Raw genomic sequence first — 13,105 nt, 5'->3', positions numbered from 1 at the left:
TTCACCCGGCCCAACGGCGGGGAGGGGGGAGGGGGGTGGGGGGTTATTAAGGGGGGGGGAGCACCCCCTCGGGGGTTCGCCCGGGGGGGGTTTTTTTCCCCCCCCCCCCCCACGTCTGTGAGACTGGCCGGATGGACACATACGGGGGACGGCGCAACAAGGCCGAGCAGGACGCGGCCATGGTGGAGATCGGATACGCACTGGTCAGTGCCACCTTCGCGGCGGCCGTGGTGTTCGGGGCCGTCGCCGGGCCGGCCCTGCTCTTCGATCTTCCGCAGCTGCCCGGTACCACCTTGCTGTGGATCGGCCTGACGGTCGCTCCGGTGGTCTTCCTGGCCCGGGTGGTGAGTGTGCTGGTCCGCTTCCGGCGGGAGCGTCAGCCGAGCCAGCCGGGGCGCACCAGCCCCGACTCGTAGGCGAGAACGACGAGTTGGGCGCGGTCCCGGGCGCCCAGTTTGACCATCGTGCGGCTCACATGGGTCTTGGCCGTGAGCGGGCTGACCACCAGGCGGCGGGCGATCTCCTCGTTGGACAGGCCGATGCCCACCAGCGCCATCACCTCCCGCTCCCGCTCGGTGAGCTGGGCGAGGGTGTCCGCCGCGGCGGGCTCCTTGGAGCGGGCCGCGAACTCGGCGATGAGCCGTCGCGTGACACCCGGGGACAGCAGCGCGTCACCCTCGACCACCGCCCGCACCGCGCGCACGAGTTCGTCCGGCTCGGTGTCCTTCACCAGGAATCCGGAGGCGCCCGAACGGATCGCCTCGAAGACGTACTCGTCGAGTTCGAAGGTGGTGAGCATGACCACCTTCACGTCCGTCAGCTCCGCGTCCCCGGTGATGCGGCGGGTCGCGGTCAGGCCGTCCAGCCGGGGCATACGGATGTCCATCAGGACGACGTCGGGGCGCAGTTCACGCACCCGGCGCAGGACCTCCTCGCCGTCGGCCGCCTCGCCGGCCACCTCGATGTCCGGCTGCGCGTCGAGCAGCGCCTTGAAACCGGCCCGCACGAGCGACTGGTCGTCGGCGAGCAGTACCCGGATCACTGGTCCTCCCTGGTGTGCAAGGGCAGTACGGCGAGCAGCCGGAAGCCGCCGTCCGGGCGCGGGCCCGCCTCGATGGTGCCACCCAGCGCAGCCGCCCGCTCCCGCATGCCGGCCAGCCCGTTCCCGCTGCCGCCGGCGTCGGCTCCGGTCGCGGGCCCGTCGTCGTCGACGCGCAGCCGGAGTTCGCCGCCGGCCTGCTCGAACCACACGCGCGCGTGTCTCGATCCGGAGTGCCGTACGACGTTGGTCAGAGCCTCCTGCACGATGCGGAAGGCCGCGAGGCCGGCGCCGGGCGGCAGGTGCGGAGCCTCGCCCTGGACATCGACCGTCAGTCCGGCGGCCGCCGCCTGTTCGACCAGCTCCGGCAGCCGGTCCAGGCCCGGCGCGGGGGTACGCGGCGCGGCGCCCGGTGCGCGCAGCGTGTCGAGCACCTGGCGCACCTCACCGAGGGCCTCCTTGCTGGCCGCCTTGATGGTGGTGAGCGCGGCGCGCGCCTGCTCGGGGTCGCTGTCCAGCAGCGCGAGACCCATGCCCGCCTGGACGTTGATGACGGAGATGCTGTGCGCGAGCACGTCGTGCAGCTCGCGGGCGATCCGCAGCCGCTCCTCGTCGGCGCGCCGCCTGGCGGCCTGGGCGCGGTCCGCGCGTTCGCGCGCCCACTGCTCGCGGCGCAGCCGGGCGAGTTCACAGACCGCGACGACGGCCAGCACCCAGGTGGCGACGACGATCTCCTGCCCCACGCTCGCCGCCGGGTCGCCCTTGGGCGGCAGCCACCGGTAGAGCCAGAGCGCGACCAGGGCGTGCCCCGCCCACAGCAGGCCGACGGCGGCCCAGGCGGCCCGCCGGTGCCCGGCGACGACGGCACTGAAGCAACCGACCGCGACGGTCAGGAAGACCGGGCCGTAGGGATAGCCCGCACCCAGGTAGACCAGCGCCGCAGCCGCCGTACCGAAGGCGACGGCCACCGGGTGACGGTGCCGCCACAGCAACAGGACCGAGGCCACGAGCAGCAGCACGCGCGCGTAACCGTCGAGCGGCTCCCGGTGCGGCTGGGAGTGTGCGGCGAAGTTCGACCCGACGAGGACGAACGCGGTGATCAGCACCGTGGAGCGCCATGGCAACCCGACGGCGGGCGAATCCGGTTCGTCGGGCCGGCTCCCCCACGGTGGCCCGTACCGCCACCAGTGCCGTGGTCCGCCTCCGCGCTGCTCTTCCATGCCCGCCACGCTAGACGCCGACGGGCCGCCCGGACGTCGGCCGGACGAGGTGATCACGGGTACTCCCCGGGGAGTACGACCGCCCGCGTGCTCAGCGCCGGCCGGCCCCTCCGCCTCGGCGGTGAGCAGCTCTCCGGCGCCGGCTGCGCACCGCCCTCACCCTCGGACTCCGGACGTCAGGGGCGGAGTCCGACGCCGTGGGCGAGCCGGGCGGCCGCGTACCGGAAGAAGGTCTCCCGGTCCTCGACCACCCGGTGGAACTGCCCGAACAGCTCGAACCCGACCAGCCCGAACAGCTCGGCCCAGGCCGCCACCAGCGCCACGGCCGGCTCGGGAGGCAGGTCGGGCACCAGATCCGCCGCCATGCGCTCGGCCTCGGGGCGCAGCTCGGCAGGCAGGGGCAGATCGGCGAGGCCGGGACCCCGGTGGGCGTCACGGACGATGCCGATGAGGAGCAGGCCGACGCGGGAGGCGGCCGGGACGGTGGTCTCGGGGGCGGCGTAGCCGGGGACCGGCGATCCGTAGATCAGGGCGTACTCGTGCGGATGGGCTAGGGCCCAGGCGCGCACCGCCTCGCACACGGCCGTCCAGCGCCGCACGTGGTCCGACTCGGCGACCTGCCGGTGGGCCGCCTCCGCAGCCTCGCCGAGGGAGTCGTAGGCGTCGATGATCAGCGCGGTCAGCAGCTCGTCACGGCTCGGGAAGTAGCGGTAGAGCGCCGAGGAGACCATGCCCAGCGCGCGGGCCACGGCCCGCAGCGAGAGCTTGGCCGCACCCTCCGCCGCGAGCTGTCTGCGCGCCTCGTCCTTGATGGCGGCGGTGACTTCGACCCTGGCCCGCGCGCGGGCGCCCTGTGCGGTGCTCATACCAGCAGTGTGCCACGACGGCAGAGCAGTGCACACAAACGAGAGCAGCGAGCAAAAACGAGAGCACTGCTCTTGCGCCGGCACGCCTGCCTCCCCCACACTGGAATCAAGCGAGAGCACCGCTCTCCCAACAGTGGGGGTCAGTCACCATGTCGTCGTCTTCGCCGTTCTACGTGAAGAGCAGCCCGATGGCCGTGCGCATGAACGGGATCGTCGCCTGGCTCGCCCGGCACGGGCTCAGCATCGCGGGCTCCGCCGAGCTGTCCGTGCGGGGGCGCAAGAGCGGCGCGATGCAGCGCGTCCCGGTCAACCCGCACACCCACGAGGGCGAGCAGTACCTGGTGTCGGCGCGCGGCCACTCCCAGTGGGTGCGCAACATGCGGGCCGCGAACGGCGGAGAGCTCCGGGTGGGCCGGAAGGTGCACGCGTTCACCGTGGTGGAGCTTCCCGACGAGGAGAAGCTCCCGATCCTGCGCACGTACCTGGAGAAGTGGGGCTGGGAGGTCAAGGACTACTTCGCGGGCGTCACGGCCAGGTCCTCCGACGCCGAGATCCTCGGGATCGCCCCCGACCACCCGGTCTTCCGGATCACCGTCACGAAGTAGCGGGGTCCTCCGCCGCGGTCGCCGGCCCCCGGTCCAGCGCGGTCAGGGCGCGCTGGGCGAGCGGGTGCGCCCGGACCAGCTCACCCAGGGACGTCGAGCCCTGCGTGATGTCCTTGAACGCCCGCCAGGCGGGACGGAAGCCGGTGAGGACCGCGTGGAAGATGCCGGGACGGCGCTCGAACGCGGCCAGCATGCGCTTGCCGACGCTCATCTCCACGCCCAGCCCCGCCTTGATCGCGAACGCGTAGTTCAGGGCCTGACGGCGGGTGTCGACGGCGTCGTGCGCCTCGGCGATCCGGACCGCCCACTCCCCCGCCAGCCGGCCCGAGCGCAGTGCGAAGGAGATGCCCTCGCGGGTCCACGGCTCCAGCAGTCCCGCAGCGTCACCGCAGACCAGCACCCGGCCGCGGGACAGCGGCGAGTCGTCGGCACGGCAGCGCGTCAGATGCCCGGAGGAGATGCTCGGCTCGAAGCCGGCCAGCCCGAGCCGGGCGATGAAGTCCTCCAAGTACCGCTTGGTGGCGGCGCCTTCGCCACGCGCCGAGATCACGCCGACCGTCAGGGTGTCGCCCTTCGGGAAGACCCAGCCGTAACTGCCCGGCATGGGCCCCCAGTCGATGAGCACCCGGCCCTTCCAGTCCTCGGCGACCGTCTCAGGGACCGGGATCTCCGCCTCCAGGCCGAGGTCGACCTGGTCCAGCTTCACCCCGACGTGCGCCCCTATCCGACTGGCGCTGCCGTCCGCACCGACGACCGCGCGGGCCAGGACGGTCTCCCCGCCCTGGAGCACCACGGCGACCGTGCGCCGGTCCGGCACCGCGGAGCCGTGCTGCTCGACCCGCTGCACCGCGGCACCCGTCCGCAGTTCGGCGCCCGCCTTCTGGGCGTGCTCGACCAGCTGCTGGTCGAACTCGGGCCGGTTGATCAGCCCGAACAGCATCTGCCTGGAGCGGCGGGTGCGGGTGAAGCGCCCGTTGTTCGAGAACGTCACCGCGTGCACACGGTCCTGGAAGGGCAGCTCGAAGCCGGGCGGCAACGCGTCGCGGGAGGGACCGATGATGCCGCCGCCGCACGTCTTGTAGCGCGGCAGCTCGGCTTTCTCCAGCAACAGCACGCGTCGCCCCGCGACCGCTGCCGCATAGGCGGCCGAGGCCCCCGCGGGTCCCGCGCCCACCACGACGACGTCCCACACCCGCTGCACGTCGTCCGCCGAAGAGTTCTCGCCGCTCACGATGGTCTACTACTCCGATCAAGCCGCTGCCGCACCTGTCCCCCGCATCCTACGGCGACCGTCGTCGCAGGCCACTGTGGGAGGATCGGTCTATCCAGCCGTACAACGTCGCACCCACGAGGAGCGTGCCCATGTCGTCGAATCCGGTCGCCGAGACCGTCGCCTCGCTGCTGCCCCGGGCCAAGGCGGAGCTGACCGAACTGGTCGCCTTCAAGTCGGTGGCCGACTTCGCGCAGTTCCCGAAGAGCGAGAGCGAGGGTGCCGCGAACTGGATCGCCGACGCGCTGCGCGCCGAGGACTTCGTGGACGTGGCCGTCCTGGACACCCCCGACGGCACCCAGTCGGTGTACGGCTACCTGCCTGGCCCCGAGGGTGCCAAAACGGTTCTGCTCTACGCGCACTACGACGTGCAGCCGCCGCTGGACGAGGACGGCTGGGTCACCCCGCCGTTCGAGCTGACCGAGCGGGACGGCCGCTGGTACGGCCGCGGAACCGCCGACTGCAAGGGCGGTGCGATCATGCACCTGCTCGCGCTGCGCGCCCTGAAGGCGAACGGCGGCGTCCCCGTGCACGTGAAGGTGATCGTCGAGGGTTCCGAGGAGCAGGGCACCGGCGGCCTGGAGCGCTACGCCGAGCAGCACCCCGAGCTGCTGAAGGCGGACACGGTCGTCATCGGCGACGCGGGCAACTTCCGCGTGGGCCTGCCGACGGTGACCACCACCCTGCGCGGCATGACGATGCTTAGGGTCCAGGTCGACACCCTCGCCGGCAACCTGCACTCGGGCCAGTTCGGCGGCGCCGCCCCGGACGCCCTGGGCTCGCTGATCCGTGTCCTGGACTCGCTGCGCGCCGAGGACGGCTCGACCACCGTCGACGGCCTCGACGCCACGGCGCAGTGGGACGGCCTCGAGTACACCGAGGAGCAGTTCCGCAAGGACGCCAAGGTGCTGGACGGGGTCGGTCTGATCGGTGCCGGCTCGGTGGCCGACCGCATCTGGGCCCGCCCGGCCGTCACCGTCCTCGGCATCGACTGCCCGCCGGTGGTGGGCGCCACCCCGTCGGTCCAGTCGAGCGCCCGCGCCCTGATCAGCCTGCGGGTGCCGCCGGGCATCGACTCGGCCGAGGCCACCAAGCTGCTCCAGGCCCACATCGAGGCCCACACGCCGTGGGGCGCACGGGTGAGCACCGAGCAGATCGGCCAGGGCCAGCCCTTCCGCGCCGACACCTCCAGCCCGGCCTACCGGGCGATGGCCGACGCGATGGCGGTCGCCTACCCGGGCGAGACCATGCAGTACGCCGGCCAGGGCGGCACCATCCCGCTGTGCAACACCCTCGCCGGCCTCTACCCCGAGGCGGAGATCCTGCTGATCGGCCTGAGCGAGCCGGAGGCGCAGATCCACGCGGTCAACGAGAGCGTGTCCCCCGAGGAACTGGAGCGGCTGTCGGTCGCCGAGGCGCTGTTCCTGCGCAACTACGCGGCGGGGTGAAGTCTTCTGCCGACGGCAGAGCGCCCTCGCCCGACGGCGGGGGCGCTGCCTAGCGTCGGCGCATGGACGTCATCGAGCTGCTCCCCCGCCTGCACCTCCTGCGCTTCGCGGTCGGCCAGGCCTACCTCTGGCACGACGGCGCTCAGTCCACACTGATCGACGCGGGGGCGATCGGCGCGGCCCGCACGATCGCCGACGCGCTCATCGCGCTGGGCCGCGCCCCCGGGGACGTACGACGGATCGTGCTGACCCATTTCCACGAGGACCACGCGGGCGGGGCGGGCGAGTTCGCCGCGCTCAGCGGTGCCGAGGTGCTGGCCCACGCCCTGGACGCGCCGTTCGTCCGGGGTGAACTCACCGGCCCGCCGCCGCGGTTCGAGGACTGGGAGCTGCCGATCCACGCGGAGGTGTCCCGGCACCTTCCCCGGGGCGCCTCGGTGCGCCCGCGGAGCGTCACTCCTGTGTCCGACGGTGACGTGCTCGATTTCGGCGGCGGCGCTCGAGTAGTCCATGTGCCGGGGCACACGGAGGGCAGCATCGCGCTGTTCCTTCCCGGCGAGGGCGTGCTGTTCACGGGTGACACGGTGGCGGCCTCGCCGGTCGACGGTGCGGTGATGCCGGGCGTGTTCAACCTCGACCGGCCCCGGCTTCTTGACTCTTTTCGCCGGTTGGCCGCCCTGGACGCGGACGTGGCCTGCTTCGGGCACGGTGACCCGGTGGTGGGCAGTGCCTCGGCCGCGCTCCGGAAAGCGGCGGACAGCCACCCGGCCGTCGGCTGATCATGGGGGCATGGCCTTCCCCGGACGCCTCGCCGCCCACACCCGCATCGCCCGTTCCCTCGCCGCGCTGGGCGACCGGGAGCTGGCCGAGCTGGTCGCGGCGGGCGAGCCGCTCGGCACGGGCATCGGCGGCAGAGCCGTACGCCTCCTGGTCGACGGGCGCCCGGTGTTCGTGAAGCGGGTGCCGCTGACGGACCTGGAACGGCTGCCCGGGAACGAACGGTCGACGGCGAACCTGTTCGCTCTGCCGTCGTACTGCCACTACGGCATCGGCAGCCCGGGATTCACCGCCTGGCGGGAGTTGGCCGCGCACACGCTGACCACGGAGGGCGTGTCGGCCGGCGGGTTCCCGGGCTTTCCGCTGCTGCACCACTGGCGGGTCCTGCCCGACGAGCCCCAGCCCCTGCCCGGCGAACTCGCCGACGTGGAGCGGGCCGTGGCCTACTGGGGCGCGGGCGTGCGGGAACGCCTCGAAGCTCTGCGGACGGCCTCCGCGAGCCTGACCCTGTTCCTGGAGCACGTCCCGCACACCCTGCACGACTGGCTGGAAGCCGAACTGCGCACGGACCGCGCAGACGCGGCGTGCACCTGGGTGGCGGAGAGCCTGACGGAGCTGACCGATGCGCTGGAGTCCTACCGGCTCCTGCACTTCGACGCCCACTTCCGCAACATCCTGACCGACGGCCACAGGCTGTACCTCACCGACTTCGGCCTCTCGCTCGGCTCCGCCTTCCGACTGGACGGCGAAGAGCGGGAGTTCTTCGCCCGGCACCGTGACTACGACCGCGTCTACACCGCCTGCCACCTGGTGATCCGGCTCGTCACCGAGCTGTACGGATACGGCCGGGAGGAACGCGAGGAGTACGTCCGGACGCTGGCCGCCGGTGCCCGGCCCGAGGGCATCCCGCGGGCCGCCGCCGAGCTGCTGACCCGGTACGCGCCCGTCGCCGCCGCCATGGGCGACTTCAGCCGGCCGCTGGTACGGGACAGCCGGCTGACCCCGTACCCGGACGCCGGGCTGAGCCGTGCCTACAACAGCTCGGTGCCCTCGGCGTAGGGGCCGGACGCCGGGTTCACCCCGGGGCGGACCACGGAGGCCGGCTCCGTCGAGGACAGCTACGCAGGAGCAAGGACGAGATTTCCCGCCGGCAGCACGGACGCGGCGGGGATCCGAGGGTCGCCGGAGTTCGTCAGGCGGCCTGACCGGCGACCGGCACACCGGCCTCCAGATAGAGCGCGGCACCGCGCTCACGGGCCCGCAGCGCCCAGCGCAGCCGCTCGAAACGGACCGGCGGCAGCATGTCGGCGGCCTCCTGTTCGGTCGCGAAGCGCCAGGCGCGCAGCTCCGGCCCCGGCAGCAGCACCCGGGCCGCCTCGGCGGTGTCCAGCCGGCCGCCGTCGAAGAGCAGGCGCAGCCCGCCGAAACCCGGGGGCACGGGCCGCTCCCAGTCCACGACGAGCAGCCGGGGCACCTCGCAGAGCCGCAGCCCGGTCTCCTCGGCGACCTCGCGCATACCGGCGCGGGCAGGGGCCTCGCCGCGCTCGACGACCCCGCCGGGAAACTCCCAGCCGGGCTTGTAGGTGGGGTCGACGAGCAGTACCCGGTCCTGCTCGTCGAAGAGGAGCACTCCGGCGGCGAGGGTCTCGGCGGTGGGCTCGGGCGTCTGCACGATGTCACAGGGGGGTACGGTGCCGCCGCCGACGGCGTCGGCGATGCGGACGGCCGTCTCGTACGGGGTGAGCGTGCTGGTGTCCACGAGGTGGGCGTCGGCGGTGAGCCAGGCGGCGAGGGCGGCCCGGTAGGGCTCGATGTGGTCGTACGCCCACTGCCGCTGCCGTATCTCGCCGTCGGGCAGGTCCGGCGGGATCTCCCGCCCGGCTATCCGCTCGCGCAGGATCGTTTCCGCCGGGGCGAGGAGCAGATGGCGTACGGGGATCCGGCGGGCGGCGAGGCCGCCGAAGATCTCGTCGCGGTACTCCTGGCGCAGCAGGGTCATGGGGACCACCAGGGTCCCGCCCAGCTCGGCGAGCATCGCGGCCACCGTGTCGATCACGAGCCGGCGCCAGATCGGCAGGTCCTGGAAGTCGCCGACCTCGGCGAGGCGCTTGGGCGGCAGCAGGTGCGGGAGCGCTCCGCCGATGACCTCGGGGTCGAAGAGCGCGCTGTTCGGGATCAGGTCGATCAGTTCCCGTGCGGTGGTGGTCTTCCCCGCACCGAACGCGCCGTTGATCCAGACGACGGTCACGGACTCCCCCTCTTCTGTTGGCCCCCTGTGGCTTGCCCGCTCCACCCTGCCACGGAAACCACATCCAGTTGAGGGTGCGCGCACGCGCGTGCCGGTGCCCCGCACGTCGGGGACACCGGCACGGGGTCCGGATGGCGGGCCGGGCTACTTCTGTCCCAGCGCGTGCTCGTCCACATCGAAGCTGTCCTGGCTGACGATGTGGTCGACGTGGTCGAGGGTGCCGGAGACGTTGAGGTCACCGAGCGGACCCTTGTCCACGGCGTGCGAGGGGGTGACGGCGGCCACGACGAAGCCGGTGGCGAGGGTGGCGATGGCGAGCATGCTGCGCTTCTTCATGCCCTGGATCAACTGCGGAACCGTCGGCGGGTCACGCGGATCGCGGCGATTGCCCGGCCAGGCCGTGAAGACGGCGCCCCGGGCCGGGGGTCCGGGAGCGACCGCCGCGCGCGGCGCCCGTGAGGTCGGTCACGGGCGGCGCCGCCGGGAACTCGCGCGGCGGGTGCGGACGGGCGGCCGGCCTCGGCGCGGGCCGCAGTTCGCCGCCGCCAGGCCGGACGGCCCACCTTCGCCGTCCTCCGGGCCGGCAGGCAGGTCCGGGGCGCTCCGGCGCCCGCCGTCGACCGGGGCCTGGGCGCCGGCGGCGCCCCGCCGGGCGGCCGCGCGGCGCGAGCACCGTCACCGGGGTGCCGCCCCGGGCGGCAAGTCGCCGCCGCGTGGCCCGCACAAGGGCGGCCGAAAACACGGCCCCGCGGAAACTCCGTGGCCGCGGTGATCACGGCGTCGGTATCGTCCTGGTCCCGGCCCTCCGGCAGCAGACGGACCACGACCAGGAGAACGACGGCCATGACCAGCCCCCGCCCGACGATCACCCTCTGGCGCCCCACCGGCCCGAGGGAGCTGGACCTGGTCCGGGAGCTGGACTGGAAGGCCTGGCCGCCACGGCTGCCCGAGCAGCCGATCTTCTACCCGGTTCTCGACGAGGACTACGCGATCCGGATCGCCCGGGACTGGAACGTGAAGCACGACGGCGCCGGGTTCGTCACCCGGTTCGAGGTCGACGCGGAGTTCGCGGGCCGCTATCCCGTCCGGCAGGCCGGCGGCAGGACGATCCTGGAGCTGTGGGTGCCCGCCGAGGAGCTGGACGAGTTCAACGCTCACATCGTGGGCCGGATCGAGGTCGTGCACGAGTTCGGGTGAGGCCGCGAGAGGCCTGGCGATCCAACAGAACCGAACGCCAGGTCTCTCCACCATCGCGCAAAACACCCTGCCGTCAAGGGAGATGACGGAATATCGAACAACTCCGACGCGCCTCTTCCAACACAGTCCGACACGTCCTACCGTAAGCGCGCACCGGTGACACGTACATGCCGTCATCCCACCCTGCGCGAGTCGGAGGAACGTCAACGATGCGTCACCCTCACACCCGCACCACCCGCCGAAGAGTGGCCGGAGCGCTCACCGCGGTGCTGCTGTGCACGGCGGGCCTGGCCGCCCCCGCCGTCGCGGCGCCCGCCCGGCACCCCGCCGCCGCGCCCTCGCCGGCCGACGGCCTCGCCGTCGCCCCGCCCATGGGCTTCAACAACTGGAACTCCACGCACTGCCGTGCCGACTTCGACGAGACCATGGTCAAGGGGATCGCGGACCTCTTCGTGGCCAAGGGCCTGAAGGACGCCGGCTACCAGTACGTGAACCTCGACGACTGCTGGGCTCTGCCGAACCGCGACGCCGACGGCAAGCTGGTGCCGGACCCGGCCCGCTTCCCGAACGGGATCAAGGCCGTCGCCGACTACGTCCACAGCAAGGGCCTCAAGCTCGGCATCTACACCAGCGCCGGGTTCAAGACCTGCAACAGCGCGGGCTTCCCGGGGGCGCTCGGCCACGAGTACAGCGACGCGCAGCAGTTCGCCGACTGGGGCGTCGACTACCTCAAGTACGACAACTGCAACAACCTGGGCGTCGACGCCAAGCTGCGCTACCGGACCATGCGTGACGCCCTCGCGGCGACCGGCCGGCCCATCGTCTACAGCATCTGCGAATGGGGTGAGAACAAGCCCTGGGAGTGGGCGTCGGACGTCGGTCAGCTGTGGCGGACCACCGGCGACATCAGCGACAACTGGGGTTCGATGCTGTCGATCCTCAAGCAGAACCTGCCTCTCGCGCCGTACGCCGGGCCCGGCCACTGGAACGACCCCGACATGCTGGAGGTCGGCAACGGCGGGATGACGGACACCGAGTACCGCTCGCACTTCTCCCTCTGGTCCGTCATGGCGGCGCCCCTGCTCATCGGCACCGACCTGCGCAAGGCCTCCCCGGCGACCTTCGACATCCTGGACAACAAGGAGGTCATCGCCGTCGACCAGGACCCGCTCGGCAAGCAGGGCACGGTCGTCTCCTCCGCGGGCGGACGCTGGGTGATCGCCAAGGAGATGAAGGACGGCAGCCGGGCGGTCGCCCTGTTCAACGAGTCCGGCTCCGCCCAGCGGATCGCCACCACCGCGGCAGCCGTCGGCCTGCCCGACGCCCCCGCCTACACCCTGCGCGACCTGTGGCAGCACCGCGGCTACAACACCGCGGGCACCCTCGCGGCAACCGTCCCGGCCCACGGCACGGTCCTGCTGCGGGTCGCGGCCGACCCGGACTGGGCCGCCAGCCCGCCCGCGGTGGAACTCGGCCTGGACGGAAGCCCGATCGTGGAGGCGGGCACCCCGGCCACGCTGACCACCGCCGTCACCGACCTCGGCCGGACATCCGCGCGCCGGGTGTCCGTGTCGCTCATCGGCCCGGACGGCTGGACCGTACGCGCCACCTCGGCGACCACGGCCGCCGCCCTCGCCACCGGCAAGTCACTGCGCACGGGATGGCGGGTCACCGCCCCCGCGGGGACGTCGACCGGCTCCTACGGCCTCACCCTCAGGGCGAGTTACCGCTCACCCGCCGGAGAGAACGTCACCAGCGCCCTCCCGCTGACCGCGACCGTCGCGCTGCCGCCGCCCACCGGGACGTCGTACCTCAGCGATCTGCCCTGGCTGTCCGCGACCAGCGGCTGGGGGCCGGTCGAGCGCGACACGAGCAACGGGGAGAGCGCCGCGGGCGACGGTCACCCCATCACCATGGGCGGCGTCGGGTACGCCAAGGGGCTCGGTGTCCACGCGGACAGTGAGGTCTCCTTCTACACCGGCAAGGCCTGCGAGAAGGTCACCGCGGACGTGGGCGTGGACGACGAGAAGGGCACGAAGGGCACCGTCGCCTTCGAGATCTGGGCGGACGGCGCCAAGGCCGCCTCGACCGGCGTACTGACCAACACGCAGCCGGCCCAGCCGCTCACCGCCGACGTCACCGGCGCCCAGGTGGTCCGCCTCGTCGTCACGGACGGCGGAGACGGCATCGACTCGGACCACGCCGACTGGGCGAACGCCCGGCTGAGCTGCTGATCGCGGACATCCGGCCGCGCTGATCGCGGTTCCCGACGCGGGCGTCGACTCACTCGCCGACGGCGGTTTCGGACACCGACGCCGGGCTCGGGCCCGGACCGTCGCTCCGCAGGCGCACGCCGAGCCCGGGCGGTGGAGCACCCTCACCCCCTGCCGTGGTCGCGTCCGGCCTACCGGCCGCCGCGGCCGCGGCGGTACCGC

13 protein-coding genes are annotated in these 13,105 nt (G+C 72.8%); 7 read left to right on the top strand and 6 right to left on the bottom strand.

Annotated elements, in window-relative coordinates; all coding sequences use genetic code 11:
* Positions 1–131 precede the first annotated feature (131 nt).
* Positions 132–416: a DUF6332 family protein gene (locus tag AC07DS_RS14730; RefSeq protein ID WP_479145280.1), complete on the top strand. Its 285-nt coding sequence runs from the start codon at positions 132–134 to the stop codon at positions 414–416.
* On the opposite strand, the gene AC07DS_RS14725 is transcribed toward AC07DS_RS14730, so the two are convergent.
* The 3 genes from AC07DS_RS14725 to AC07DS_RS14715 all read right to left on the bottom strand — a co-directional run bounded on the left by AC07DS_RS14725 (position 377) and on the right by AC07DS_RS14715 (position 3,125).
* Entirely contained in the window at positions 377–1,042 is a 666-nt protein-coding gene (locus AC07DS_RS14725; RefSeq protein ID WP_479145278.1) for a response regulator transcription factor, read from the bottom strand. The two genes, AC07DS_RS14730 and AC07DS_RS14725, sit on opposite strands and share 40 nt — an antisense overlap.
* Positions 1,039–2,259, bottom strand: a complete 1,221-nt coding sequence (locus AC07DS_RS14720; protein ID WP_479145276.1) for a sensor histidine kinase — start codon at positions 2,257–2,259, stop codon at positions 1,039–1,041. Before AC07DS_RS14720 ends, AC07DS_RS14725 begins: the two co-directional genes overlap by 4 nt.
* A 176-nt stretch (positions 2,260–2,435) precedes the next feature.
* Complete coding sequence (locus AC07DS_RS14715; protein ID WP_479145274.1) at positions 2,436–3,125, bottom strand: TetR/AcrR family transcriptional regulator; 690 nt, start codon at positions 3,123–3,125, stop codon at positions 2,436–2,438.
* A 149-nt stretch (positions 3,126–3,274) separates the two neighbouring features.
* On the opposite strand from AC07DS_RS14715, the gene AC07DS_RS14710 reads away from it, so the two are divergent.
* Complete coding sequence (locus AC07DS_RS14710; protein ID WP_145880205.1) at positions 3,275–3,730, top strand: nitroreductase family deazaflavin-dependent oxidoreductase; 456 nt, start codon at positions 3,275–3,277, stop codon at positions 3,728–3,730.
* On the opposite strand, the gene AC07DS_RS14705 is transcribed toward AC07DS_RS14710, so the two are convergent.
* Positions 3,720–4,961 (bottom strand): geranylgeranyl reductase family protein, encoded by a 1,242-nt coding sequence (locus AC07DS_RS14705; RefSeq protein ID WP_479145272.1) that lies wholly within the window; start codon positions 4,959–4,961, stop codon positions 3,720–3,722. The two genes, AC07DS_RS14710 and AC07DS_RS14705, sit on opposite strands and share 11 nt — an antisense overlap.
* A 131-nt stretch (positions 4,962–5,092) precedes the next feature.
* Between AC07DS_RS14705 and AC07DS_RS14700 the strand changes: the two genes are divergently transcribed.
* From AC07DS_RS14700 to AC07DS_RS14690, 3 genes are all read left to right on the top strand, one after another.
* Positions 5,093–6,448 (top strand): M20/M25/M40 family metallo-hydrolase, encoded by a 1,356-nt coding sequence (locus AC07DS_RS14700; protein ID WP_479145270.1) that lies wholly within the window; start codon positions 5,093–5,095, stop codon positions 6,446–6,448.
* Between the two features lie 62 nt (positions 6,449–6,510).
* Positions 6,511–7,227, top strand: a complete 717-nt coding sequence (locus tag AC07DS_RS14695) for an MBL fold metallo-hydrolase (RefSeq protein WP_479145268.1) — start codon at positions 6,511–6,513, stop codon at positions 7,225–7,227.
* A 10-nt stretch (positions 7,228–7,237) separates the two neighbouring features.
* Complete coding sequence (locus tag AC07DS_RS14690; RefSeq protein WP_479145267.1) at positions 7,238–8,284, top strand: BUD32 family EKC/KEOPS complex subunit; 1,047 nt, start codon at positions 7,238–7,240, stop codon at positions 8,282–8,284.
* 133 nt (positions 8,285–8,417) lie between these two features.
* Here the strand turns inward: AC07DS_RS14690 and AC07DS_RS14685 are convergent, their stop codons facing one another.
* Positions 8,418–9,473 carry an NUDIX hydrolase gene (locus tag AC07DS_RS14685; RefSeq protein ID WP_479145265.1) on the bottom strand — a complete coding sequence of 352 codons (1,056 nt, stop codon included), beginning with the start codon at positions 9,471–9,473 and terminating at the stop codon, positions 8,418–8,420.
* A 144-nt stretch (positions 9,474–9,617) separates the two neighbouring features.
* The gene (locus AC07DS_RS14680; RefSeq protein WP_479145263.1) at positions 9,618–9,809 is read right to left on the bottom strand and encodes a hypothetical protein; all 192 of its coding nucleotides are present in this window, start codon (positions 9,807–9,809) and stop codon (positions 9,618–9,620) included.
* A gap of 507 nt (positions 9,810–10,316) precedes the next feature.
* Here AC07DS_RS14680 and AC07DS_RS14675 point away from each other — a divergent pair.
* The gene (locus AC07DS_RS14675) at positions 10,317–10,670 is read left to right on the top strand and encodes a hypothetical protein (protein ID WP_479145261.1); all 354 of its coding nucleotides are present in this window, start codon (positions 10,317–10,319) and stop codon (positions 10,668–10,670) included.
* Positions 10,671–10,879: 209 nt separating this feature from the next.
* Complete coding sequence (locus AC07DS_RS14670; protein WP_479145259.1) at positions 10,880–12,904, top strand: NPCBM/NEW2 domain-containing protein; 2,025 nt, start codon at positions 10,880–10,882, stop codon at positions 12,902–12,904.
* Positions 12,905–13,105 lie beyond the last annotated feature (201 nt).

It is taken from the genome of Streptomyces sp. NPDC044064, assembly GCF_056434245.1.
This window is presented reverse-complemented; position numbering and strand designations above follow the sequence as displayed.